General features: G+C 55.0%; 25 protein-coding genes, 1 pseudogene and 1 riboswitch. Of the genes and pseudogenes, 2 read left to right on the forward strand and 24 right to left on the reverse strand.

The features are described 5' to 3' along the window. Positions 1-196 precede the first annotated feature (196 nt). The 13 genes from CV944_RS08765 to CV944_RS08825 form a co-directional block, all read right to left on the reverse strand. Positions 197-928 carry a GntR family transcriptional regulator gene (locus tag CV944_RS08765; protein WP_100659580.1) on the reverse strand — a complete coding sequence of 244 codons (732 nt, stop codon included), beginning with the start codon at positions 926-928 and terminating at the stop codon, positions 197-199. Next, positions 925-1,686, reverse strand: a complete 762-nt coding sequence (gene nagB, locus CV944_RS08770; RefSeq protein ID WP_100659581.1) for a glucosamine-6-phosphate deaminase — start codon at positions 1,684-1,686, stop codon at positions 925-927. The genes CV944_RS08765 and nagB overlap by 4 nt, the downstream gene beginning before the upstream one ends. Next, positions 1,677-2,879 carry an N-acetylglucosamine-6-phosphate deacetylase gene (gene nagA / locus CV944_RS08775; RefSeq protein ID WP_100659582.1) on the reverse strand — a complete coding sequence of 401 codons (1,203 nt, stop codon included), beginning with the start codon at positions 2,877-2,879 and terminating at the stop codon, positions 1,677-1,679. The genes nagB and nagA overlap by 10 nt, the downstream gene beginning before the upstream one ends. A 123-nt stretch (positions 2,880-3,002) precedes the next feature. Then, positions 3,003-4,796, reverse strand: coding sequence for an ATP-binding protein (locus CV944_RS08780; RefSeq protein ID WP_100659583.1), 1,794 nt, complete (start codon positions 4,794-4,796; stop codon positions 3,003-3,005). Continuing rightward, a complete protein-coding gene (locus tag CV944_RS08785) occupies positions 4,796-5,521 on the reverse strand; it encodes a response regulator transcription factor (protein ID WP_304441583.1) in 726 nt (241 codons plus the stop codon). Before CV944_RS08785 ends, CV944_RS08780 begins: the two co-directional genes overlap by 1 nt. A gap of 96 nt (positions 5,522-5,617) precedes the next feature. Then, positions 5,618-6,805 carry a c-type cytochrome biogenesis protein CcsB gene (ccsB, locus tag CV944_RS08790; RefSeq protein ID WP_063330670.1) on the reverse strand — a complete coding sequence of 396 codons (1,188 nt, stop codon included), beginning with the start codon at positions 6,803-6,805 and terminating at the stop codon, positions 5,618-5,620. Further along, positions 6,792-8,450, reverse strand: a complete 1,659-nt coding sequence (locus tag CV944_RS08795; RefSeq protein ID WP_063165408.1) for a cytochrome c biogenesis ResB family protein — start codon at positions 8,448-8,450, stop codon at positions 6,792-6,794. The genes ccsB and CV944_RS08795 overlap by 14 nt, the downstream gene beginning before the upstream one ends. 13 nt (positions 8,451-8,463) lie before the next feature. After that, positions 8,464-8,988, reverse strand: coding sequence for a thiol-disulfide oxidoreductase ResA (resA, locus tag CV944_RS08800; RefSeq protein WP_063330669.1), 525 nt, complete (start codon positions 8,986-8,988; stop codon positions 8,464-8,466). A gap of 142 nt (positions 8,989-9,130) precedes the next feature. After that, positions 9,131-9,862 carry a pseudouridine synthase gene (locus tag CV944_RS08805; RefSeq protein WP_063330668.1) on the reverse strand — a complete coding sequence of 244 codons (732 nt, stop codon included), beginning with the start codon at positions 9,860-9,862 and terminating at the stop codon, positions 9,131-9,133. Positions 9,863-9,994: 132 nt separating this feature from the next. After that, on the reverse strand, positions 9,995-10,528 hold the full coding sequence (locus tag CV944_RS08810; protein WP_011231766.1) for a spore maturation protein: 534 nt from the start codon (positions 10,526-10,528) through the stop codon (positions 9,995-9,997). Further along, complete coding sequence (locus CV944_RS08815) at positions 10,528-11,124, reverse strand: nucleoside recognition domain-containing protein (RefSeq protein ID WP_011231767.1); 597 nt, start codon at positions 11,122-11,124, stop codon at positions 10,528-10,530. Before CV944_RS08815 ends, CV944_RS08810 begins: the two co-directional genes overlap by 1 nt. Then, positions 11,117-12,265 (reverse strand): D-alanyl-D-alanine carboxypeptidase family protein, encoded by a 1,149-nt coding sequence (locus tag CV944_RS08820; RefSeq protein ID WP_100659585.1) that lies wholly within the window; start codon positions 12,263-12,265, stop codon positions 11,117-11,119. The genes CV944_RS08815 and CV944_RS08820 overlap by 8 nt, the downstream gene beginning before the upstream one ends. Before the next feature lie 349 nt (positions 12,266-12,614). After that, entirely contained in the window at positions 12,615-13,919 is a 1,305-nt protein-coding gene (locus tag CV944_RS08825; RefSeq protein WP_100659586.1) for a superoxide dismutase, read from the reverse strand. A gap of 296 nt (positions 13,920-14,215) precedes the next feature. Here CV944_RS08825 and CV944_RS08830 point away from each other — a divergent pair. After that, positions 14,216-14,473 (forward strand): annotated as a pseudogene (locus CV944_RS08830) (DUF2935 domain-containing protein); the annotation flags it as partial. A gap of 99 nt (positions 14,474-14,572) precedes the next feature. Here the strand turns inward: CV944_RS08830 and CV944_RS08835 are convergent. The 4 genes from CV944_RS08835 to CV944_RS08845 form a co-directional block, all read right to left on the reverse strand. Further along, on the reverse strand, positions 14,573-14,977 hold the full coding sequence (locus tag CV944_RS08835) for a hypothetical protein (RefSeq protein ID WP_033008272.1): 405 nt from the start codon (positions 14,975-14,977) through the stop codon (positions 14,573-14,575). 46 nt (positions 14,978-15,023) lie between these two features. Further along, entirely contained in the window at positions 15,024-15,653 is a 630-nt protein-coding gene (scpB, locus tag CV944_RS08840; protein WP_047818634.1) for an SMC-Scp complex subunit ScpB, read from the reverse strand. 177 nt (positions 15,654-15,830) lie between these two features. After that, complete coding sequence (locus CV944_RS17855) at positions 15,831-15,953, reverse strand: hypothetical protein (protein ID WP_255408624.1); 123 nt, start codon at positions 15,951-15,953, stop codon at positions 15,831-15,833. Between the two features lie 11 nt (positions 15,954-15,964). Next, a complete protein-coding gene (locus CV944_RS08845; RefSeq protein ID WP_033008270.1) occupies positions 15,965-16,726 on the reverse strand; it encodes a segregation/condensation protein A in 762 nt (253 codons plus the stop codon). Positions 16,727-16,969: 243 nt separating this feature from the next. Between CV944_RS08845 and CV944_RS08850 the strand changes: the two genes are divergently transcribed. Next, the gene (locus CV944_RS08850; protein ID WP_033008269.1) at positions 16,970-17,482 is read left to right on the forward strand and encodes a DUF309 domain-containing protein; all 513 of its coding nucleotides are present in this window, start codon (positions 16,970-16,972) and stop codon (positions 17,480-17,482) included. Positions 17,483-17,533: 51 nt separating this feature from the next. On the opposite strand, the gene CV944_RS08855 is transcribed toward CV944_RS08850, so the two are convergent. The 7 genes from CV944_RS08855 to CV944_RS08880 form a co-directional block, all read right to left on the reverse strand. Further along, positions 17,534-17,884 (reverse strand): GNAT family N-acetyltransferase, encoded by a 351-nt coding sequence (locus CV944_RS08855; RefSeq protein WP_033008266.1) that lies wholly within the window; start codon positions 17,882-17,884, stop codon positions 17,534-17,536. 111 nt (positions 17,885-17,995) lie between these two features. Continuing rightward, positions 17,996-18,460, reverse strand: coding sequence for a 6,7-dimethyl-8-ribityllumazine synthase (gene ribH / locus CV944_RS08860; RefSeq protein WP_033008265.1), 465 nt, complete (start codon positions 18,458-18,460; stop codon positions 17,996-17,998). Positions 18,461-18,479: 19 nt separating this feature from the next. Then, positions 18,480-19,673 carry a bifunctional 3,4-dihydroxy-2-butanone-4-phosphate synthase/GTP cyclohydrolase II gene (locus CV944_RS08865; RefSeq protein WP_033008264.1) on the reverse strand — a complete coding sequence of 398 codons (1,194 nt, stop codon included), beginning with the start codon at positions 19,671-19,673 and terminating at the stop codon, positions 18,480-18,482. 22 nt (positions 19,674-19,695) lie between these two features. Next, complete coding sequence (gene ribE, locus CV944_RS08870) at positions 19,696-20,340, reverse strand: riboflavin synthase (RefSeq protein ID WP_033008263.1); 645 nt, start codon at positions 20,338-20,340, stop codon at positions 19,696-19,698. 2 nt (positions 20,341-20,342) lie between these two features. Then, positions 20,343-21,440 (reverse strand): bifunctional diaminohydroxyphosphoribosylaminopyrimidine deaminase/5-amino-6-(5-phosphoribosylamino)uracil reductase RibD, encoded by a 1,098-nt coding sequence (gene ribD / locus CV944_RS08875; RefSeq protein ID WP_080729538.1) that lies wholly within the window; start codon positions 21,438-21,440, stop codon positions 20,343-20,345. Positions 21,441-21,644: 204 nt separating this feature from the next. Then, a riboswitch (FMN riboswitch) is annotated at positions 21,645-21,778 on the reverse strand. A gap of 47 nt (positions 21,779-21,825) precedes the next feature. Continuing rightward, positions 21,826-21,954 (reverse strand): hypothetical protein, encoded by a 129-nt coding sequence (locus CV944_RS17860; RefSeq protein ID WP_255350139.1) that lies wholly within the window; start codon positions 21,952-21,954, stop codon positions 21,826-21,828. After that, positions 21,941-22,381 carry a peptidylprolyl isomerase gene (locus CV944_RS08880; protein ID WP_047818635.1) on the reverse strand — a complete coding sequence of 147 codons (441 nt, stop codon included), beginning with the start codon at positions 22,379-22,381 and terminating at the stop codon, positions 21,941-21,943. Before CV944_RS08880 ends, CV944_RS17860 begins: the two co-directional genes overlap by 14 nt. Positions 22,382-22,463 lie beyond the last annotated feature (82 nt).

A 22,463-nucleotide genomic window follows, 5' to 3' on the forward strand; every position in this document is an offset into this window, starting at 1 on the left:
ATCTCTCCTTTCGAATGTTGGGTGACACTTTCATTCTACTGGAGATCCGCCAGCAAGGGCTATTTTTATGCTTGATCAAGTTTATCTAGCACCACGGGTTTTTATAAAATCATTCAATATTGGAAAAACGGCTCGCTTTCATCCCATCCCTAAAGGAGTGGGCTTTCTCGCTCGCGGGTCTGTAAAAACCCTAACATCATGATCCTCCCCTTCTCATCTCAATCATAAATTTGTACCGGTCGCCGCGGTACACCGATTTGACGACTTCAAGCGGCCGACCGTCGACAAGGTGCGTGCGGCGCTCAAGCAATAGCACCGGAGCCCCTTCTTTCATCTTCAGATGCTCCGCCTCCACCTTGCGGGCGACCGAGGCTTCCAATGTTTGAACAGCGGAGCCGATGATCATCCCTTTTTCTTTTTCGATAAATTCATAGACGGAACCGCTTACAACATCACGCGTCAGTCCGGGGACGAGATTGACCGGAATGTACAGCGTCTCCAACGCCATCGGCAAGCCGTCGGCCAACCGAAGGCGGCGGACTTCGTAAAGGTCATCGCCTTCCGTGACGCCAAGCCCTTCAGCGAGTTTCTTGGAAGCTGGAACCATCTCAAAGCTGAGGACGATCGTGCCGGGCTCCATGCTGCGCGCCCGCATATCTTCGGAAAAGCTCGTCAGCCCTTTCAGCGGCTGCTCGATTTTTTGGGCGGCGACAAACGTCCCCTTCCCGCGCCGGCGGATGAGATAGCCATCGTTCACTAAATTGTTGACCGCCTGCCGAACGGTCATCCGGCTGATGTCATACATTTCCGCCAACTCGCGCTCAGACGGGATCATTTCGCCCGGCTGCCACTCCCCTTTTTCGATCTTTTCTTTCATATATTGCTCGAGCTGATAGTAAATCGGAATCGGCGACTGTTTATCGATCACGGCGCATCCACCCGCCGCTTTTCCTTTGGGATGAGCGAGAGCGCCTCTCGGTCGGCGATGATCGTCACGTCCGGATGAAGGTGAAGCGCTGAAGCCGGCAAGTCCGGTGTGACAACGCCCTCTAAAAGCCGAGCCATGGCCTCTGCTTTTTCTCGTCCCGACGCCAACAGCACGAGGCGGCGGCTGCGCAAAATGGTCGCAATCCCCATCGTAATGGCACGGCGCGGCACGTCATCCAACGACCCAAAAAAGCGGGCGTTTGCCTTGCGCGTAGATTCGGCAAGCTCGACGACATGGGTCGGCGATGAAAACGGCGTCCCTGGTTCGTTAAAGCCGATATGGCCGTTGCGGCCGATGCCCAAGAGCTGCAAATCGATGCCGCCCACTTCATCGATGAGCCGCTCGTAGCGGCGGCATTCTTCGTCAAGATCAGCGGCCAAGCCGTTCGGCACATGCGTCTCGTGAAGCGGGATGTCAAGCTTTGAAAACAAATGCTCATTCATATAATGGCGATAACTGTTCGGATGATCCGGGCCAAGGCCTACGTATTCATCCAAATTGACCGTGCGCACGAGCCGATACGATGTCCCATGCTGCCGATGATCGGCGGCCAATTCGCGGTACACGCCGAGCATCGTCGAGCCGGTCGCCAAGCCGAGAACGGCGTTCGGCTTTTCCTTGACTTGTTTGATGATGATGTCCGCCGCTTGGCGACTCATCTCTGCGTAGTCAGCAGCTTTCAAAAGCTTCAAAGCCATCGCTCTTCACCCCTTTCATCCTGCTTGCGATAGGCAAGGGCGCCACGGCAAAACGTCATCATGACTTCATATCGTTCATTCAACACGACGACATCGGCGTCTTTGCCGGGCCGCAAGCTGCCTTTCCGATCAAGCACGCCAAGCTGTTTCGCCGGATTCCAGCTCGCCATGCGGATCACCTCTTCCAACGTGCAACCCGTATAGTCGAGCACACGGCGGATGGCCTCGCCAAGCTTGAGCACGCTTCCCGCCAGCGTTCCGTCGGCAAGCCGCGCCTCCCCGCCGCAGACTTCCACCTCTTGGCCGCCGAGATCATACTTCCCATCGCCGAGACATTTCGCCCGCATGGCGTCGGTGATTAAGATAAGCCCCTCGCTTCCTTTATTCCGGTAAGCGAAGCGAACCATCGGCGGCGCAACGTGCAACCCGTCGGCGATCAGCTCGCACATCACTTCTTCAAACATAAGCACCGCACCGGCGACACCCGGTTCACGGTGATGGATGCCGCGCATCCCATTGAACAGGTGGGTCGCATGCGTCACCCCTGCATGGACCGCCGCTTTTACTTCGTCGTAAACGGCATCGGAATGGCCGATCGAAGCGATCACACCCGTCTGTTTCAAGTAGGAGGCAAGTTCCAGCCCCCCGTTCCGCTCCGGGGCAAGCGTGACAAGGCGGATGTGGCCGCCTGCCGCCTTTTGCCAGTGCTGGAACAGTGAGATGTCCGGATCGGCGAGATGGCGCGGGTGCTGCGCCCCGGCGCGCTTCGGCGACAAAAACGGTCCTTCCAGATGAACACCGAGCACCTCCGCCACCCCTGGGCGATTCTCCTCGGCCATATAACGGGCGACATTTCGAAGCGCCGCTTCGATTTGTTCGCTTGGCGCCGTCATCGTCGTCGCCAGGAAACTGGTCGTCCCTTCCGCCGGCAAGGCGTTGGCCATCTTGTCAAGCGCCTCCGGGGTCGCATCCATAACATCCGCTCCAGCCGCCCCGTGGATATGAACGTCAATGAAACCAGGCACGACAGCAAACCGTGGAGAAAGCTCGATCACTTCCGCCCCCGCTTCTGCCGGGCACGACGACATCGGGCCAATGGACGCCACTTTTTCCCCTTCGATCAGCACATACCCTTGTTGAATGTTGTCTGCTTCTGCATACACCGCAGCATTTTTCAATATCCATCGTTTCATCGCGATTTCACACCTTCTGCTTTTATAATAATATTATATATTCTAGTTGTCTATACCACTATAAAAAAACTTCAACGTGAAAGAAGCAGGGAAGCCGTGGCTTCCCCGCTCTTCCAAACGGCGCTACGCTCCTTTCGGCCCGCGGGCCGGCAAATAAAACGAAAACGTCGTTCCTTCGTTCAGTTTGCTGTGAACGGTGATGAGCCCTTTATGCGCTTCGACGATGTTTTTGGCGATGGCAAGGCCCAACCCGGTGCCGGAACGGCCGCGCGTGCGCGCTTTATCGGCTTTGTAAAACCGTTCAAACACAAACGGCAAATCCTCTTCGGGAATGCCGGAACCAGAGTCTTGGACATGGATCGTCACGCCGTCGCCGCTTGGTTCGATGATGAGGCGAACTGTGCCGCCCGATTCCGTATGGCGGATGGCGTTGTCAATTAAGTTCGTCAGCACCTGTTCGATCCGATCCGGATCGAGAGCGATTTCGATGTCCCGATCGCGAAACTCGGCTGTCAGCTCAATCTGCTTTTCTTTCGCCAGCCCGTGAAACTTGCGGATCACCCGCTCAATATACGGAGCGAGCTTCACCTGTTCATAGTGCAGCTCGATATGCCCGGCTTCCATGCGCGCCAAATCAAGCAAATCATTCACTAGGCGGCCCATGCGCAGCGACTCGTCATAAATGACTTTCGCCATCTCTTTCTTCTCTTCTTCGCTCGCCGCGATATCGTCGATGATCGCCTCGCTGTAGCCTTGAAGCATGGCAATCGGCGTGCGCAATTCGTGCGAAACGTTGGCGATAAAGTCTTTGCGCAGCTTGTCAAGCCGCCGCTCTTCGGTCATGTCGCGCAAAACAGCCACCGCGCCGCGCACCATCGTTTTGCCGTACAGCGGCGTCATTAAAATGACCCACGTCCGCCCTTGCAGCGTCACTTCGGTCGACTGCTCCTTCTCCTCGCGGACGACGCGCGCGAACAGTTCTTTCACTTGCGGCGGCAACGGCGCCATCGCTTCCGCGTCGTTTCCTTGCTCAAAATACCACGCCTGCAAAAACCGCTCCGCCGGCGGGTTCGTAATTAAAATTTCCCCGTCGCGGTTAAACGTCAAGACGCCATCGGCCATGCTGCTTAAAATGCTGGCGAGCTGTTCTTTTTCCTGGTTCAGCGCGTTGATGTTAAATTGGAGCCGCCTTCCCATTTGGTTGAACGCCATCGCCAGCCCACCGATTTCGTCATTGGTTAAAATCGGCACTTTCATGTCAAAATGGCCCCGCGCCATTTCGAACGCGGCTTGCCGCATTTTCCGAAGCGGGGCGGTGATGCGCGTCGACAAGAAAAAGGCAAAAAACGTCGTCATGACAATGGCGATAAACGCGGCGAGAAAAATTAACTCTTTCGTCCGCTCCGTCGCGTCGGCGATCGCCTCGAGCGACTGATAGATAAACACAGCTCCTCGGCTGCCATCCGGCATCGACATCGGCACGCCGACAATGATCATATCACGGGGCAGCTTTTCTTTTGGATGCCGCTCCAGCATATACAAACGCTTTTTCACCGTTTTCCCATCTGTCAGCACACGCCGCAAGTCCCGATCTTGGCGAATCGACGACAGCGGCATATTGTCCAACCCAGCATCGCTAGGCGAATACCAATAGTGCGACTCATCGGCGACGATGACGGCTTTCGTTCGATTGTCCACAAGCGTCCAAGCGATCGAGCGGGCAAGCTGCTCGTCGCGGTAATCGTGCATCACCTCAGCCACTTTTGTCGCCAGGCGGGTCAAGTCGTTTTCCGCTTCCTGCACATAATAATCTTCCAAAAATTTAATAAGCAAAATGCTTAAAATAAACAGCACGCACGAAACGAGCAACAAAATCGTAAACCATAGCTTGCCGACGACGCTGCGAAACAGCCACATCAGTCGTTCACTGCCTCAAACTTGTAGCCGACGCCCCAGACGGTGACGATCATTTTTCCCGCCTGCGGCGACGCTTTATTCAACTTTTCGCGCAACCGTTTAATGTGGGTGTCGACCGTGCGCAAGTCGCCGAAAAATTCGTAATGCCATACTTCCTTCAACAGCTGTTCGCGGTCGAACACTTTGTCGGGCGAGCGGGCCAGAAAGAGAAGCAGCTCATATTCTTTCGGCGTTAAGCTGACTTCCTTGCCGTCGACCGTCACCCGGTGGGCATCGTTGTCAATCGTCAAATGCGGAAACACAAGCACGTCTTTCGCCGTCGTCTCCACCGGCGCGTAGGCGGCGTTCGCCGCGCGGCGCAACAGCGCTTTTACGCGCAGTACGACTTCGCGCGGACTGAACGGCTTGACGATGTAATCATCCGTGCCGACTTCAAACCCTTGCACGCGGTTGGATTCTTCGCCTTTTGCCGTCAACATGATGATCGGCGTCGTTTTTTGCGCGCGGATTTCTTTGCACACCTCAATTCCATCTTTGCCCGGCAGCATCAGATCGAGCAAAATGACGTCATAATCATTCGTCAACGCCTTCTCCAACGCTTCATTGCCGTCGCCGGCCTCATCGATCACATAGTTTTCCCGCTCCAAATACATTTTCAAGAGCCGCCGGATGCGCTCTTCATCGTCAACCACTAAAATACGGATGGTTTTTTCTTGTTTTTCCAATGCTTTGCACCCTCCCATCATCAATGGAAACACTCCCTATTTTCTAGTTTACCGAAAAACCGGATGCTCGCCAACAGAGCATCCGGTTGTTTTCCATTATGTTCCGGCGTACGAGTGCAATCCCGCAATGACGAGGTTGACCGCCACTAAGTTAAACATAATAATGGCAAAGCCGATGACGGCGAGCCATGCCGACTTTTCACCATGCCAGCCTTTTGACAAACGAAGGTGCAAAAAGGCAGCGTAAAACAGCCAAGTGATCAGCGCCCATACTTCTTTCGGGTCCCAGCCCCAAAAACGCGTCCAGGCGATTTGCGCCCAAATCATGGCAAAAATGAGCGCCCCGAGCGTAAACACCGGGAATCCGATCGCTACAGCTCGATAGCAAATTTCATCGGTTAAATCCAAATTGACGTTTTTCACAAGCGGCTGCAGCGCCGCTGCGATGCGTTTGCGTAATGCGAGGCGAAGCGCGATGTACAAGACCGCCCCCGCCATCAACGACCAAATGACGGTATTCAACTTTTTCGCGTTAATGATCGCCGGCATCTCAACAAGCGGCTTCATGCGGCCGGCGCTTTCTTTCATAAGCTCCCCTTTGTGCGGCCCAACGAGCGCCGGCATATGGTACTCGACTTCCGCTGGTTGATCGTTCTTGTCAATCCACGAAAATTTCGCCTCATACCCAGAAAGCCCGAACGCTGTCGAAACGATGACGAAACCGAGCGTGGTTACTAAGCAAAACATGACGGCTTCGAGCCAAAACGTGCGCTTCGACGGTTTCGACTGGTCGACGACACGGATCAAATAAATGAGTCCGGCGACAAAGCTGATGGCCAAAATCGCCTCCCCGGCCGCCGCAGTCGTGACGTGAATGTACAGCCAATCGCTTTGCAAGGCGGGAATGAGCGGCGAAATTTCCCGCGGAAACATGCTCGCATAGGCGATAAGGAGCAACGCGACCGGCAGCGCAAACAGGCCGAGCACGCTCAACCGGTAAATGAAATAAACAATGATAAAAGCAGCGACAAGCATCATGCCGAAAAACGTTATAAACTCGAACAAATTGCTCACCGGAGCATGCCCGGCAGCGATCCAGCGCGTCACAAAATAACCGACTTGAGTAAGAAAGCCGATGATCGTCACAGCAATGCCAAGCTGCGACCAGCGGTCTTTTCCTTGCCGCTCCTTCCGTTTGTCGCGAATGGCGCCGCCGAAAAGAAACGTGCCAATCAAATAGAAAACGAACGAAATATATAGCAATGTGCTGCTAAGCTGTGCCATGCGCTTGTCCTCCTTGTCCGGCTTTTTTCTCTTCCTCGAGCCGATCGGCCGGCATCGTTAAGCCGGTGCCGTCAAGCAGGCGGCGCAGCTCGTTTTTCAAGCCGAACCAGTTTTTATTCGTATGTGCGGCGATCCATAATTCGCCGTTCACCCGCTGCACCCAAATACGGCGGTGATTCCAATACATTCCTTGGATGAGCCCGATCATGAAAATCGCGCCGCCCACCCCTAAAATCCAAAGCGTGAAATCGCGGCGGACGGTCAAGCCAGAGACGTTGCGCGTCTCAAGCCCCGCAAACGCCATTTTATATTTGTTGTCGCCAAACGGTTCGATCGTTTGTTGGATGGCGACGAAACTGACTTCCCCTTCCGGTCGATCCGGCGCATACATTTTAAAGACGAACGCCGGATTGTTCGGCACGCGCGATTTTGTCGACGGGTTGCCGTCTTCGTCAAACTCAAAGTCAGGAAAATAGCTTAATAGCTCGACGCGATACCCCCGTCCGAGGTCGTACGTTTCTTTTGGATCGTACAAGTCGATCGCTACCGTGCCGAACGTTTTTCCCGACTGTTTATCCGCCAGTTGGAACGACATCGTTTTCGGCTCGTTCAGCCGGAAATCGACTTGATAGAGTGCGTAATGGTTGAATTTCAGCGGTTCGTTGACGCGAATCGAATATTCTTTCACCTTTTCGAGCTTCGGTTTGGCGCCGGCGACTGTCGGGTCGACGCGCTTATACAAGACGACATTTGTCTGATAGTTTTCCGCAATCATGCCATCGCCGACACGGTCGATGGCGGCATTAAACACTTCATTGTCTTCGCCTTTTTTGTACGTGTCAAAAATAAACTTTTCACTTTTTAAAAAGTACTGGCCGTCAGTCCCTGGGATTTCTTTCGTTTCCCCTTCGCGAATCCACATCACCTCATCAATGTACATGCCCGGCACCGAGCGAAGCATGGCCCCGATTAAGAAGATGATCAGGCCAACATGGTTCACATACGGTCCCCAGCGGGAAAAGCGCCCTTTTTCGGCGAGCAGATGGCCGCCTTCTTCGCGGATGCGGTATCGTTGCTTGGCGAGCCGCTCTTTCAGCAGAGCGACCGCCTTGTCCATATCGCCGACGCGCGAAACGCCAAACAGCCGCTGCCGCTCTAAAAAGCGCGGATGGCGCTTCACCCCTTGCCGCTTCAAGGCGCGGTAAAGCGGAACGACCCGGTCCAAGCTGCAAATGACAAGCGAAACGCCGATTAAGGCGATGAGCAAAATGTACCACCATGAGCCGTACAAGTTGTTAAAGCCGAGCTCATAATACAGCTTCCCTGCCCAACCGTACTGCTCTTCGTAGTATTCAGCCGGATTCACGTTCGGCGGGATATACATTTCTTGCGGAAAAATCGTACCGACGGCCGAAGCGATGAGCGTGATGACGATGAGCGCTACCCCAACTTTGACCGAGGAGAAAAACGCCCAAATTTGGTCGACGATCGTTCGGTTGTACGTTTGTGACCGGCGCGCGCTTCCTTCGTAGCGCATGTCCAAAATCAGTTTTTCTCCCAAATCGGCAAGCGGCTTGCCGCACGACTCACAAAACGCCGTGCCGTGCGGATTGACATGGCCGCATTCGCATTTGACGTGTTCCATGGCGCAAAACTCCTTACGGTTTGATGCTTTCCAAATGGCGCTGAATGTCTGCTTTTGTCATCGCGCCGGTGATGATTTTCTTCACTTCGCCGTTTTTGTCAATCAAAAACGTGGTTGGCAGCGGGCCGACATTATAGGCGTTCAACACTTGATCTTGACGGTCGATCACAATCGGAAATGTCAGGCCGAACCGTTCCGCGAACTTTTCAACGCTCAACTTCGGTTCACCGACATTGACAGCCAAAATTTCAACCCCTTGTTTTTTGTAAATCGGGTACAGCTCGTTCATATACGGCATCTCCCGCTCGCACGGCTTGCACCACGTTCCCCAAAAGTTCAAAAAAACGCCTTTGCCGCGATAGTCTGAAAGACGATGTTCATGCCCTTTCAAATCGGTCAGCACAAAATCAGGCGCCGTCGAACCAACAGCGACAGCCGTTTTCTCCGTGAAAAAATTCGTGTAAATCGTATAGCCGATCGCCGCCAAAAGCACGAGCAAAATAACCGTTCTCATCACTAGGCGATGTTGCTTTTTCATCGTTCAAACCCCTTTACGTTTCTCCTCCCCCACAGCCAACGGTAGAGGGGAGGCAAGCGGTTCACAATCTCTCATTTTCCATTATAGCAAAGTTTTATTCAGCCTGCTGTGCAAGGATATGAACGTTATGTGACAATCTTCGTCATTTTCGCCCGCCGGATTGGGCAAGGACGCGCAGCAGCTTCACCTCGTGCGGTGTCAGCTCGCGGTATTCGCCGGGACGAAGCCCTTTTAAATCAAGAAACGCATACCGTTCGCGCTTCAGTTTCATCACTTCACAGCCGATCGCCTCAAACATGCGGCGCACTTGCCGGTTCCGCCCTTCATGGATGCGGATTTCGACAATCGCCGTCCGCTTTTTTCGGTCAGCGGAGAGCAGTTTCACCTTCGCCGGCGCCGTCATGCCGTCTTCCAGCATCACCCCTTGCTCGAGCTGCTTCAGCTGCTCGCGCGTCGGGATGCCTTTCACTTTAGCGACGTACACCTTCTCGATCTCATAGCGCGGATGCATCAGCAAATTGGCAAAATCGCCGTCATTCGTCAACAAGAGCAGGCCGGACGTATCGTAGTCAAGCCGCCCGACTGGGTAAATGCGTTTGTCCAAATCCTTGAAAAAATCGGTCACCACTTTGCGCCCTTTGTCATCTTTGACGCTCGAGATGACGCCGCGCGGCTTGTACAGCAAATAATACACCGGCTCCTCGCGCTCGACCGGAATGCCGTCGACTTCGACCTCATCTCGCGGTCCGACCTTGACGCCAAGCTCCGTGACAACGCGGCCGTTGACTTTCACCCGCCCTTGCAAAATCATTTCTTCCGCCTTGCGCCTTGATGCCAAACCAGCGCGGGCAATCACTTTTTGCAGCCGTTCCATTCTCTCTCACCTCTTTCATCATCTTACCCTTTCCGTCTAACAGATACAAGCGCGGCACTTTTATTTTTCACCTTTCCCGCTCCCTTTGCAAACAAAAAACCCGCCGAACGGCGGGAACGAAAAAAGGCGCCGCTAGCGCCCGAATACAAACAAAACGATGAAAACAGAAACAATAAAGCTGAGAATGTCGGCCAAAATGCCGACTTTTAACGCATCGCCCATTTTTTTGACGCCGACGGCGCCAAAATAGACGGTGAGCACGTAAAGCGTCGTCTCCGTACTGCCTTGGATCGTAGAAGCAAGGCGCCCGATGAACGAATCCGGGCCGTAAGTAGCGATCAAATCGGTCGTCATGCCGAGCGCCGCCGTGCCGGAAAGCGTGCGGAGAGCCGCAAGCGGAACGACTTCGGCCGGCAGTCCAATGGCATCAGCCAGTGGTTTGATCACTTCCATCATGGCATCAAGCGCCCCTGAGGCTCGGAAAATGGCGACCGACACCAACATGCCGACCAAATACGGGATGAGCGAAAACGCGATCTCGATCCCTTCCTTGCCGCCTTCCACAAACGCTTCGTACGTCGGCACTTTCTTTGCTGTACCGTAAAGCAAAATAAAAGCAATGAGCGCAGGGATCAGCCAAACAGAAAGAAGTTGGACGATGGCCATTATGGCTTCCTGCCTTTCCGCATCCGTTTCCAATAATAGTACCGGTCAATCAATACCGCCCCAATCGTCGAAATCGTCGAAGCGACGATCGTCGTCCCAATGATCTCGCTCGGCGCCGCTGAACCGTACGTCATGCGGATCGAGATGACGGTCGCCGGAATGAGCGTAATGCCTGATGTGTTCATGGCCAAAAACGTCACCATCGACCGGCTAGCCTCGTCGCGGCCGCCGTTGAGCTTTTTTAGCTGCTCCATCGCCTTTATGCCCATCGGCGTCGCCGCATTGCCAAGGCCGAACATGTTGGCGACCATATTCGAGACGATATAGCCGAGCGCAGGATGGCCGGGCGGCACCTCTGGAAACAAGCGGCGTACGAGCGGCATAAACAGGCGCGCCGCTTTGTCAAGCAAGCCGGCGCGTTCAGCGATCGCCATCAGCCCGAGCCAAAACACTAAAATGCTGACCATGCCGATGCTGATCGTCACCGCTTCTTTGGCGCTTTCAAACACCGCTTTGTTCACTTCGTCCATCGTGCCGTTGGCCGCCGCAAAGACGATGCCAATGACCGCCATCATCACCCAAATGAGGTTAACCATCGCTTCTCACACCTAAAAAGCGAAATACTTGCCATAAAAACCCTCGGCCGCTTCCTTCCTTTCCCGGTTCATACAGCAGCGGCACCGAATCAACCGCCTTTTGATGCAAATAAAGCACCGCCTTTCCGACCTCTGTCGGCGCCCGTTCTGGGTATTTTTCCCATCCCTTGCGCGGCTTCAACAAATATACTTTCACCCGCAGCTCTCCCGTCTCCTGTTCGGTCACCGGATATTGCAAATCGCGGGCTGCACGCAGCCGCCCGCGGTAAAACGGATCAGAAATTTTGTCGACCACCCGCTCGCTGCTCACTTTGGCGATGTGATAATGAGAAAATCCATATTCGTACATAGCGATATGGTCATTCCAATCGTCCGGTGCATCCAACGTCACGGCGATCAAATCGATGCCGCCTTTGGATGCCGTCGTCACGAGCGTGCGATGGGCCCGTTTCGTATAGCCGGTTTTGCCGCCGGTGCAATATTCGTAAAGACTTGTCAACAACTTGTTTTTATTTCGCCACACACGCGCGCCGTCTTCGCCGGGCGGAGCGGGGGCGCGGTACACCTTCGTCCCCGAGATGCGCCGAAACTCTTTGTTTTTCATCGCATATTGCATGAGCAGCGCCATATCGTACGCGGTTGAGTAGTGGTTTTCCGCGTCATCCAACCCGTGCGGATTGGCAAACTCGGTATCACGCATCCCGATTTCAGCCGCTTTTTGGTTCATTAAAAAAACAAATCCTTCGACGCTGCCGCCGACATGTTCAGCGATGGCCACCGCCGCGTCGTTGCCGGAACGAAGCATCAGCCCATATACCAAATCGCGCAGTTTGATTTTCTCCCCTTGGCGCAAGTAAATTGACGACCCTTCGGTCCGGACAGCGCGGGCGCTGACCGTCACCGTGTCGTCCATCTTCCCCGATTCAATCGCCAAAATGGCGGTCATAATTTTCGTAATGCTGGCGATGCGCCGTTTTGTATAGGCATCCTTGGCAAACAAAACCCGCCCGGAATGCTGCTCTATCAAAATCGCGCTTTTTGCGCTCACCCCATCCATAGCGCGCATCCGCTCTGGAACAAATGCCATAATCCCCGCAGCGAGTGCAAGAATGAGCGCAATGAGCCGCTTCTGCTTATTCATCTCATATCGGCGAGGATCCCCCTCCTTTAAGGAGCGGGGAGGAATCGCCTGTTCCTCCTTTCCGATTAGGCTGAACGGGCCGCAGCCGAAGAAACGTCGCGACGGAAACAGGCTGAACCCCAAAGCCGCGTTTTGTACAAGTGTATGCCTCGATGGGACAAATATGATGAAAAAATGCTGTTGCAAGGGGAGACAGCCTGAACGATCCGCTCCGGCGCTTGCGCTGGGCGCGTTGATGACATTTTCCCTGCAAAGAGAAAGCCGCTCCTTGAAACGGCGGACAGGTGTCCTGATGGATCGCAGCGCCTGCTCTCCCAAAAAAACGGGCAGGGGGTTCCCCCCCGCCCGTTTAAAACGGCTGCCAACGAAGCTTCTGCGCCTCATGAAAGCGTTCTTCAACGTTGCGCCAGTTGACGACGTTCCACCAATGTTCGATGTACGCCGCCCGATCATTTTTGTATTGCAAATAGTAGGCATGCTCCCACACATCAAGCACGAGAAGCGGGATCACATCCCATTGCGCCATGAGCTGGTGTTTTTCCGCCTGCAAAATTTCCAGACGGTGCGCTCGCGGCGCCCAAACGAGCAGCGCCCAGCCGACCCCTTCGGCGCTTTTGGCCGCTTCGGTAAAATGGCGCCGGAACGCAGCAAAACTGCCAAAATCGCGTTCCAGTTGCGCCCGCAGCTCTCCGCGCGGTTCGCCGCCGCCTTCCGGATGCATATTATACCAAAAAATGGTATGCAAATAATGCCCCGAACCGTGGAACGCCGCTTCCCGCTCCCAATGCTTCAGCAGTTCAAAATTGTTCGTCCGGCGCGCTTCGGCCATCATGCGCTCCGCCTTGTTCAGACCGTCGACGTAGCTTTGATGATGCTTCGTATGGTGAAGGCGCATAATTTCTTCGGAAATATGGGGTTCAAGCGCATCATAGCTGTACGGCAAAGGCGGCAGCACATGCCTGCCGGGCGGGATCGGCTGTTGCCGTTCACCATCGGCCTCGCCTTCCTCTTGCCGCTGCTCTTCGTCAATCGTCTTTTCCTTGTGCAACTGCCCGCCATCAGCGGAATCCGCCGATGAGGATGCAATCGGCTCCGCCCGTTCCGCCGCCGCGGCCGGCTCTTGTTCGGTATCTCCCCCGTGTGTGACGATCTCCTCAACGCTTGGTTCTCCGCCGCCTTCCTGCTCAAGCAAAACGGCTGCTTCTTCCCGCCGCGGCGAGTTTTCCTCCTGTCCGCCGGCTACTGGTTCGACAAGGCGAACGGCTCGAACATACACATCGTCAACAAGGCGTTGCAGTTGACCAATCTCCTCCTCCGTCCACTCGCCGTCGTGTTCTTCAATGCGCGCCAACAAAGAAGAAAGGCCGATGTCATCCGCCGCTCCGCGCGCGGATAGGGCGTGCTCCATTTGTCTCCCCCACTCAGCCGCTTCGATGGCATAATGGCGAAGCGCAGCGGCGTACACGTCATCCACAAGGCGCGTGAGTTCGCGGATTGCCTCTTCCGTCCACGCTCCGTCATGTTCGGCGATAAACTTCAGCAGCGCCGAAGCGCCATCCGTGCTGGCTCCGCGCAGCGCCAGCACCTGCTTGACCTGTTCTCCCCATTCGTTCACCTCAGCCGCATACCGGGCGAATAACGTTTGGTCGTCCATTTGGTAAAAACCTCCTCCTGCTTTTTTCGCCATATCGTATGCCGGCCTGGGAAAATCGTTCTTGTCCGCATTCACCCAAATTCCTAACCGCACATACATATAGGAGCGAGATGATCAACATAGGCAAAACATAGCAAGGAGGGAAAAGCAGAATCGTCGCATTCCCCTGTGCGACGCGCTCTGCGAAAAAACGAATGAGCCAACCGATTGAGCAAGAAGCGCTTTTTGAACTCCGTTTTTGGATGCAAATTCTTGGCGACCATTGCCGGTTTATTGTTGAAGCGCTCGCCGAAAGCTACTTGCGGGCTAACGTTCATCAGTTTCCGGCGCTTTCCCGCTTCCACCGTCAAATCGAGCTGGAAATGGCCATTTTCCAAAGCTTTTTGCACGAACTCGAGGAGATGGAATTAAACAATGAAGTGCTTGGTGTGCTGTCGCCGCTGATGGCCGACCATATGGCGCGCGAAGAATGTTACTACTTGCAAAAGCTGGCCGAGACTACCGGCGAGGTGAAGCCACCGGCGTGCGACCCGACCAAGCCGCGGACGGAATAGCCGGCATGAGAAAAAGCGGTTCGCCCGAAGGAACCGCTTTTTCTTGCCCGTATAGCCGTTTTGCCGGCCCCGCCGAGCACGGAACACACGGCTTTTGTTTCACTGCGGCGCGCGCTCTGGCAAGCGGCATGCGCCGGTTTCCGCCCATTCGCCGACAAGCGCCTCCAGCGCCTCGGTGTCAAGAGCAGCAAAATAGCGGCGCAATTCGCCTTCGTCATGAATATAGACGCGCCGGCGCTGTCGGTATTCCGGATTTTTCCATAAGCAAACGAGGGCGACGATGTCGCGCAAATAGATGTCGCGCCCGTTGACAGCAAACAGCGGATCGCCTTCATATGGCAGCAGCTCAAGCAATGCTGTCTCAAAATGGCGCAAATACAAAACAGACAGCGTCCGCTCTTCGCCGCCGTCGCGGTACGTGACTTCCGATCGGTTGAAGTAGTCCTCAAACGTATTCGACTGCGATTTTTGCAATTCTTCGCCGTGCAGGCGGCAAATGTTCATGAGCGCACCCCTTCCCGGTCAGCCGTTTTTTCTTTAGTTTACCATATTACGGCTGTCCGTCGCTCAAATTTTCCGCCAATTTTCCGAAAAACAAGTCAGCTTCCCGCTCAACCTCGCCATCGTCCGTCCATTCTGGCAGCGGCGGCAGTTCTTCAATCGTTTTCAGGCCGAAATAGTCGAGAAATTCGGCCGTCGTCCCGTATAAAATCGGCCGCCCGGTCCCTTCGGCGCGGCCGACTTCTTTAATGAGCGCCCTCGCCATGAGTGTCTGCAGTGGCTTGTCGCTTTTCACGCCGCGGATTTCCTCGATTTCAGCGCGCGTAATCGGCTGGCGGTAGGCGATAATGGCGAGCGTCTCGAGCGCCGCCTGCGACAGCGGCGACGCTCCCGGCGCTTCGACCAGCTTTTTCAAATACGGAGCATACTCTTTCTTCGTCGCCAATAAAAACACGCCGCCCAGCTCGACCAGCTGAATGCCGCGTTCTTCGCGGCAGCAGTCTTCCTGGAGCGCCGCCATCACTGCTTTCGCCTCCGGCTCGCCAATATCCAAAACAGCGGCAATTTGGGCAAGCGACAGCCCCTCGTCGCCAGCGGCAAACAACAGCGCTTCCACGATCGCTTTGAATGGAGCCGGCGCACCAGCAGCGCTGTTTGTTTTCATTTCCTTTTGGTCCATTCTCCCTTCTCCCCTTTCCTTTTTCACCGTTTTGATCGCAACTGCAGCCATCTTGCGGCTTCCCGGCATTTTCCGCGAAAATGCAGGACTGGCGCGTGATTTTCATCCCCGGGTGAAGGGCAAAACGTTGCCCATGAGACTTTTTCGTGAAGATGCGCATGCCTTGAGCAGACATTTTCACGCCTGGGCGAAGAGCAAAACTTGCTCATGAGCCTTTTCCGAATCAGCAGCTGTCCGTCTCGCCTTCGCACCGGCCATCAGCCGATGGGCCCAGCAGGCAAAAGGAAAGCGGTCCGCCATCGCGAACCGCCTCAACCGGCCAGATGATTGGCGGCGAGAAACAAATCGCTGAAATTCCGCTCTTGCTCAACGATGATTTTATTTTGTTTCATTAATTCCAAAATAGCCAAAAAAGTGACAACGATATACGAACGGTCGCAGGACGGAAATAACTCATAAAAGTTTTTCCGTTCTTTCGCCTGCCGCAGTTCATGCAAAATTTCCGCCATCCGCTTTTCAACGGAAATATCTTGGCGGGCAATTTTCGTCCGCATCGGTTTTTGCAGTTTTTTGCGGCGCAACAGTTTTGACAGGGCGCCGAGCATATCGTAGACGTTGACATCAAGCGGCGCGGACGCTTTTTTTTCATCGGCGTACGCGCTCAAGTCACTCGGGGGTTTTGTAAACAGAAGCGCCCGTTCTTCTTCGCGCCGCTTCAGCTCGCGTGCAGCTTCCTTAAACTTTTTGTACTCAAGAAGCCGCTGCATCAGCTCTTCGCGCGGATCGTCCGCCTCGGCGAATTCCAAGCTGTCATCTTCGGCGTGTTCGTCGGACACCGGCAGCAGCATTTTGCTTTTCATCGCCAACAGCGTGGCCGCCATAACCAAATATTCGCTGGCGATATCAAGCTCAAGCTCTTGCATGGCGTGAATGTACGCCATATACTGTTCCGTAATTTGCGCCACCGGAATGTTGTAAATATCGATCTCATAGCGGTTGATTAAATGCAAAAGCAAGTCAAGCGGCCCTTCAAACGCTTCAATTTTGACGTTATACGGCACTTGCACATCCATCCCACCATTTTTCCGCAGCCGTTCCCCGCGCCGATGCGCACATTGGAGAACCTTGCTGGCAATATACTTATTGTATCATAATTCCGCGGCGAAGCGAACGGAAATGAGACGGTTTTTGCCTCGAACGCCATGAAAACGTATAATACGAGGAGAGCCCTGCCGCAGCGCCGGCAGCTGCACGGCTTTGCCTGGCAACAAGGCCGCCTACCGCGAAACACGCCTCGGCGAAAGGAACGATGGCCCATGTATCCAAAAGCATATATCGACTATTTAGTCCATTTCCATGGCGACCGCGATTATTTCGAATGTCATGAGATTTTAGAAGAACAATGGAAGCGCGACGGACGGAAACGGGAATGGCTCATTCTCATCCAAATTGCCGTCGCCTTTTACCACTACCGGCGCGGCAACAGTTCCGGCGCGCTCCGCCTCATCAAACGGGCGCGGACGCTGCTTGAGGAGGCGCGCGGGATGATCCGCCGGCTCGGCCTTGACGAGAAGGAGTTGGCCGTGCTGCTTGAAGAGGCCGCCGAGCGGATTGCCCGCGGCGAACCGTATGAAAGCATTGAGCTGCCGATTCGCGACCGCTCCCTGTACGAACAGTGCCAAGCCGCCTGCGCCGAGCGGCAGCTTGTTTGGGGGCAGGCGAGCGATCTCACTGATATCGACCTTGTAGACAAACACCGGCGGCGCGACCGTTCGGACGTCATCGCCGCCCGCGAACAAAAAAAGCGGGCGAAAGCAGAAGGGACATAACCCCTCTGCCGCCCGCAACAGCGCGGCGTTGCGCCGATTTGTCTCGTTGGGCTAGCACGTTTGGCATTTATCGAAAAACGAGGCGGTCCACTCGTTCGCGCACAGCCGGCGGTCGGGGTACGCCTCTTTCAACGCCTTGACCATCTGTTTTCCGATCCCTTGGTGGCGATGCGATGGATTGACGCTGATGTGCTGGATTTGCACAACATCAGGAGCGCACAACAGGACGCCGATAATGCCGACGATATCGTCCCCTTCCTTCCATAAAAACAGCTGCCAGTCGCTGTTCGTTTCATACTGTTTGATCGTCTGCTGGAGCCGTTTCAAATCTTTTTCCGTCGGCATAAACGACAACAGTCCCATGGCGATTTTCTCATAGTTTTTTCGATAGCGGATCAACATAAAAATCCCTCATTATCGACAAACGCTTTTCCGAAAAGGAAAACACGTTGTCATTTTCTCTATACGTATTATAAACATTCTCACCGATATTGTGAACCATTTCATGCCTTTTTACACAAATGTCCGCAAAACGTTCGCCATCTCGATGGCCGAAACGGCCGCTTCCCAGCCTTTATTGCCCGCCTTTGTGCCGGCCCGTTCAATGGCTTGCTCGATCGTATCGGTCGTCAATACGCCGAAAATGACTGGGACGCCGCTTGAGAGCGCGGCGTGGGAGACGCCTTTGGCCGCCTCGCTGCACACGTAATCAAAATGGCTCGTCGCCCCGCGGATGACGGCGCCGAGCGCAATGACGGCATCAAACTGCTTCGATTCCGCCATTTTTTTCGCGAGGAGCGGAATTTCAAATGCGCCCGGCACCCAGGCGACCGTGATGTCATTGTCGCTGACGCCATGGCGCGTCAAACCGTCGATCGCCCCTGACAAAAGCTTGCCCGTAATGAATTCATTAAAACGAGAAACGACGATGCCGATTTTCAACCCGGTGCCGACTAAATTTCCCTCAAGAACCCGCATGTTTTTTCTCCTCCTGTTTTCAAAAATGAAGCATATGCCCTAGTTTTTCATATTTCGTGCGCAAGTATTTTTCATTTTCTTTTTTCGCTGGCATTTGAAGCGGCACCCGTTCGACAACTTCAAGCCCGTGCCCTTTCAAGCCGGCGATTTTGCGCGGATTGTTCGTGAGCAGACGCATTTTCGTGACGCCAAGGTCTTTTAAAATTTGCGCGCCAATGCCGTAGTCGCGCAAATCAGCCGGGAAGCCGAGCTTTTCGTTCGCCTCGACCGTATCGTAGCCTTGCTCTTGCAGCTTATAGGCGCGCAGTTTGTTCATCAGGCCGATGCCGCGCCCCTCTTGACGCATGTAAAGCAACACCCCACGCCCCTCGGCTTCGATTTGCCGCAGCGCCGCATGCAGCTGCGGACCGCAGTCGCACCGATACGAGCCGAACACATCGCCGGTTAAACACTCGGAGTGGACGCGCACAAGAATCGGTTCATCGGGAATGATGTCTCCCTTGACGAGCGCCACATGCTCCTTGCCATCGAGCACGTTCGTGTAGCCGACAGCGCGAAACTCGCCGAACTCAGTCGGCAGCCAAATGTCGACCTCGCGCTTCACTAGTTTTTCCCGCTGGCTCCGATAGGCGATCAAATCTTTGATCGTGATCATTTTCAATCCGAATTGGTCGGCGATTTGCCGCAAATCCGGAACGCGCGCCATCGTTCCGTCTTCTTTTATGATTTCGCAAATGACGCCAGCCGGCTTCGCCCCGCACAAACGGGCCAAATCGACCGCCGCTTCCGTATGGCCGGCGCGCCGCAAGACGCCCCCCTTTTTTGCAATCAACGGAAAAACGTGGCCAGGCCGTTTAAAATCACTCGCTTTCACATTTGGATCGAGCAGCGCCTGAATGGTCGCCGCCCGCTCGTAGGCGCTGATTCCGGTCGTCGTTGTCTTGTAGTCGATGCTGACGGTAAACGCCGTCCCATGAGCGTCGGTGTTATGCGCGACCATCGGCTCGAGCCCGAGCCGCGCCGCCAACTCTTCCGTAATCGGCACGCACACAAGCCCGCGGCCATGGGTGATCATAAAATTAACGACATCCGGCGTCGCTTTTTCAGCCAATGCGACAAAATCGCCCTCATTTTCCCGGTCTTCGTCGTCGCAGACGATGATCACTTCGCCGTTTTTCAGCGCGTCCAGTGCCGCTTCAATCGTGTCAAACATCTGAAGTTGCCCCCTATCCCGTTTATTTATAGCCATGCCGCTCCAAAAATTCGCTCGTCAATCCGGAAGGCAGCTCCTCTTTCGCGGCAAGAAAAGCAGCGACGTATTTGCCGATCATATCGCACTCGATATTGACGAGGTCGCCCGGCTGCTTTTCGCCTAAAATCGTCGCTTCACGCGTATGCGGAATGAGCGAAATGGTGAACGTGCGCTCGCTCAGGCCGAAAATCGTTAAGCTCGTCCCATCGACGGCGACCGATCCTTTATAAATCATGTACGGGCGAAGCGGGGGAGGCGCTTCAATTTCATAGTAGACGGCGTTCGCCTTCGGCCATCGGCGGACGATGCGCCCGACGCCGTCCACATGCCCGGTGACGAAATGGCCGCCAAACCGCCCGCCAGCCGCCATCGCCCGCTCTAAGTTCACTTTCGATCCCGGCTTCAATGTTTTGAGCGCCGTCGCCTTGACGGTCTCCGGCATGACATCGACGGTAAACCGCCGGTCAGTAAACGACGTGACGGTCAGGCAGACGCCGTTGACGGCGATGCTGTCACCGAGGCGAACGTCTTCGAGCACCCGGCGGGCGCCAATCGCCATCACGATGGCGTCGCCCGTTTGCCTCATTTGTTCAACCGTGCCGACCTCTTCAATAATACCGGTAAACATCCTTACTCCCCCCTCCTTTTCACCGCAGCAACGACTTTTATATCCGGGCCGACCATCTCCAACTGCCGGATGTCAAGCTCCATCGCCTCTTCAAGACGCGAGAAGCCGAGGCCGCCGACCGGCGTCGGCGCTTCGCGGCCGCCGATCAGCTTCGGGGCGATGTAGGCGACCACTTCATTGACCGCCCCTGCCCGGAGGAAGCTGTCATGAACGCGCGAGCCGCCTTCCACAAACAGCGACGTAATGCGCTGCTCACCGAGCAGCCGGAGCACGTCGCGCACATGAATGTGCGCAGCCGGCATCGGGATGATGCGCACCCCGAGGCGCTCGTATGCCTCGGCCTTTTCCCAGCTGATGCCGCTCCCAGTGATGATCCACGTTTCCGCCTCCCGGTCGGTGACGACATGGGCGTCAAGCGGCGTATGCAAGTTTGTATCCAAAATGATGCGGAGCGGATTTTTCCGTTGCTCCCCGATGCGGACCGTCAACTTCGGATTGTCCGCCAACACGGTGTTGACGCCGACCAAAATGGCGTCATGCTGGGCGCGAAGGCGGTGCACATCTTGGCGCGCCGCCTCGGACGTAATCCATTTGCTTTCCCCGGTCGCCGTCGCAATTTTCCCATCGAGGCTGCACGCGTATTTTAACGTCACAAACGGCGTTTTTGCCGCGATATAGTGAAAAAACACCCGGTTGAGCTCATCCGCCTCTTCTTTCAGCAGCCCGACATCAACCTCAATGCCCGCCCGTCGCAGCTTGTCGATCCCTTTCCCGGCGACGAGCGGATTCGGGTCGGTTGTCGCGATGACGACGCGGCGGACGCCGGCTTGAATGAGCAAATCCGCGCATGGAGGCGTTTTGCCGTAATGGCTGCACGGCTCAAGCGTCACGTACACCGTTGCCCCGCGCGCCTTCTCGCCGGCCATGCGGATCGCATGCACTTCCGCATGCGGCTCTCCCGCTTTTAAATGGGCGCCAAGCCCGACGACCGCTCCGCCATTGACCACAACAGCACCGACGACAGGATTGGGGGACGTTTGCCCGATTCCGGCTTTCGCGACATCGAGCGCAAGCCGCATATAATGTTCATCGCGATACACCACACTCCCCCCTTTTTTTCTAAAAAATAAACCCCCGGAACTTCCCCGGGGGTTCGTTAATGAGAGAATGAACCATGATGTGCAGCCAAACAAACAAGAACACTTGTTCGTTAACTATGTCATACCGACCGACACAAAGCGGCCGCCGCTACACCAAACCGGCGCCGGCCGTCCAGGCCGGCCGAAAACAGCCGTGCGCACATCGCCATCCTTCTCCCATCCAGACTATACTGTCGGCTCCGGAATCACACCGGATCGTGCCGATACGGCTCGCGGGCTGAGAGGCATAGCGCCTCATCACCGCCGGTCGGGAATTTCACCCTGCCCCGAAGGAGGCTTCACTATATTATTAGGTTTATTATACCACAAGAGCGGCCGGAAATCATCATTGTACGACCCAAAACCAGTACGCCGCTCCCCACAATAGGCTCATCCCCAGCAAAATGAAAAACAAAAGCCAATTGTTCCGGCTTGTCCGCTCCTCGTCTTCCGTCCGTTGCTTACGGTTCGTCAAACACTTTCACTTCCTTCATGACATCGCCATTTTTCATGGCTTTGACAATCTCCATTCCCGACGTCACTTGGCCAAAGACCGTATGCACTCCGTCCAAATGCGGCTGCGGCTCATGGACGATGAAAAACTGGCAGCTGCCGGTGTCGCGGCCGCGGTGCGCCATTGACATCGCGCCAGCAACATGCCGGTGCGGATTGTGGTCCGTCTCACACGGAATCGTATAGCCGGCATCGCCCGTCCCGTTGCCGCGCGGACATCCTCCCTGGCTGACAAAACCGGGAATGACGCGATGGAACGTCAAGCCGTTGTAAAACCCTTGATTAGCTAATTTCTCAAAATTAGCGACCGTCACCGGCGCTTCGTTCGGGAATAGTTCAAATTCGATTTTCCCACCGTTTTCCATCAAAATATATCCTCTTTTCGCCATGGTACTTCAGCTCCTTTTTTGCGCTTCAACCGCTTTTATCATATCATGATTCGAAAGGGAAAGAAAGCCAAAATGCCGCCTC

The sequence above is a fragment of the Geobacillus sp. WSUCF-018B genome (genome assembly GCF_002809985.1).
GTDB classification, from domain to species: Bacteria; Bacillota; Bacilli; order Bacillales; family Anoxybacillaceae; genus Geobacillus; species Geobacillus thermophilus.

Bases quoted from the DNA above. Each gene is read 5' to 3' on its own strand.
- nagB (WP_100659581.1), bottom strand. From the start codon at position 1,686: ATGGCTTTGAAGCTTTTGAAAGCTGCTGACTACGCAGAGATGAGTCGC.
- nagA (WP_100659582.1), bottom strand. From the start codon at position 2,879: ATGAAACGATGGATATTGAAAAATGCTGCGGTGTATGCAGAAGCAGAC.
- CV944_RS08780 (WP_100659583.1), bottom strand. From the start codon at position 4,796: ATGTGGCTGTTTCGCAGCGTCGTCGGCAAGCTATGGTTTACGATTTTG.
- ccsB (WP_063330670.1), bottom strand. From the start codon at position 6,805: ATGGCACAGCTTAGCAGCACATTGCTATATATTTCGTTCGTTTTCTAT.
- CV944_RS08795 (WP_063165408.1), bottom strand. From the start codon at position 8,450: ATGGAACACGTCAAATGCGAATGCGGCCATGTCAATCCGCACGGCACG.
- resA (WP_063330669.1), bottom strand. From the start codon at position 8,988: ATGAAAAAGCAACATCGCCTAGTGATGAGAACGGTTATTTTGCTCGTG.
- CV944_RS08805 (WP_063330668.1), bottom strand. From the start codon at position 9,862: ATGGAACGGCTGCAAAAAGTGATTGCCCGCGCTGGTTTGGCATCAAGG.
- CV944_RS08810 (WP_011231766.1), bottom strand. From the start codon at position 10,528: ATGGCCATCGTCCAACTTCTTTCTGTTTGGCTGATCCCTGCGCTCATT.
- CV944_RS08815 (WP_011231767.1), bottom strand. From the start codon at position 11,124: ATGGTTAACCTCATTTGGGTGATGATGGCGGTCATTGGCATCGTCTTT.
- CV944_RS08820 (WP_100659585.1), bottom strand. From the start codon at position 12,265: ATGAATAAGCAGAAGCGGCTCATTGCGCTCATTCTTGCACTCGCTGCG.
- CV944_RS08825 (WP_100659586.1), bottom strand. From the start codon at position 13,919: ATGGACGACCAAACGTTATTCGCCCGGTATGCGGCTGAGGTGAACGAA.
- CV944_RS08835 (WP_033008272.1), bottom strand. From the start codon at position 14,977: ATGAACATTTGCCGCCTGCACGGCGAAGAATTGCAAAAATCGCAGTCG.
- scpB (WP_047818634.1), bottom strand. From the start codon at position 15,653: ATGGACCAAAAGGAAATGAAAACAAACAGCGCTGCTGGTGCGCCGGCT.
- CV944_RS17855 (WP_255408624.1), bottom strand. From the start codon at position 15,953: ATGGCGGACCGCTTTCCTTTTGCCTGCTGGGCCCATCGGCTGATGGCC.
- CV944_RS08845 (WP_033008270.1), bottom strand. From the start codon at position 16,726: ATGGATGTGCAAGTGCCGTATAACGTCAAAATTGAAGCGTTTGAAGGG.
- CV944_RS08850 (WP_033008269.1), top strand. From the start codon at position 16,970: ATGTATCCAAAAGCATATATCGACTATTTAGTCCATTTCCATGGCGAC.
- CV944_RS08855 (WP_033008266.1), bottom strand. From the start codon at position 17,884: ATGTTGATCCGCTATCGAAAAAACTATGAGAAAATCGCCATGGGACTG.
- ribH (WP_033008265.1), bottom strand. From the start codon at position 18,460: ATGCGGGTTCTTGAGGGAAATTTAGTCGGCACCGGGTTGAAAATCGGC.
- CV944_RS08865 (WP_033008264.1), bottom strand. From the start codon at position 19,673: ATGTTTGACACGATTGAAGCGGCACTGGACGCGCTGAAAAACGGCGAA.
- ribE (WP_033008263.1), bottom strand. From the start codon at position 20,340: ATGTTTACCGGTATTATTGAAGAGGTCGGCACGGTTGAACAAATGAGG.
- CV944_RS08880 (WP_047818635.1), bottom strand. From the start codon at position 22,381: ATGGCGAAAAGAGGATATATTTTGATGGAAAACGGTGGGAAAATCGAA.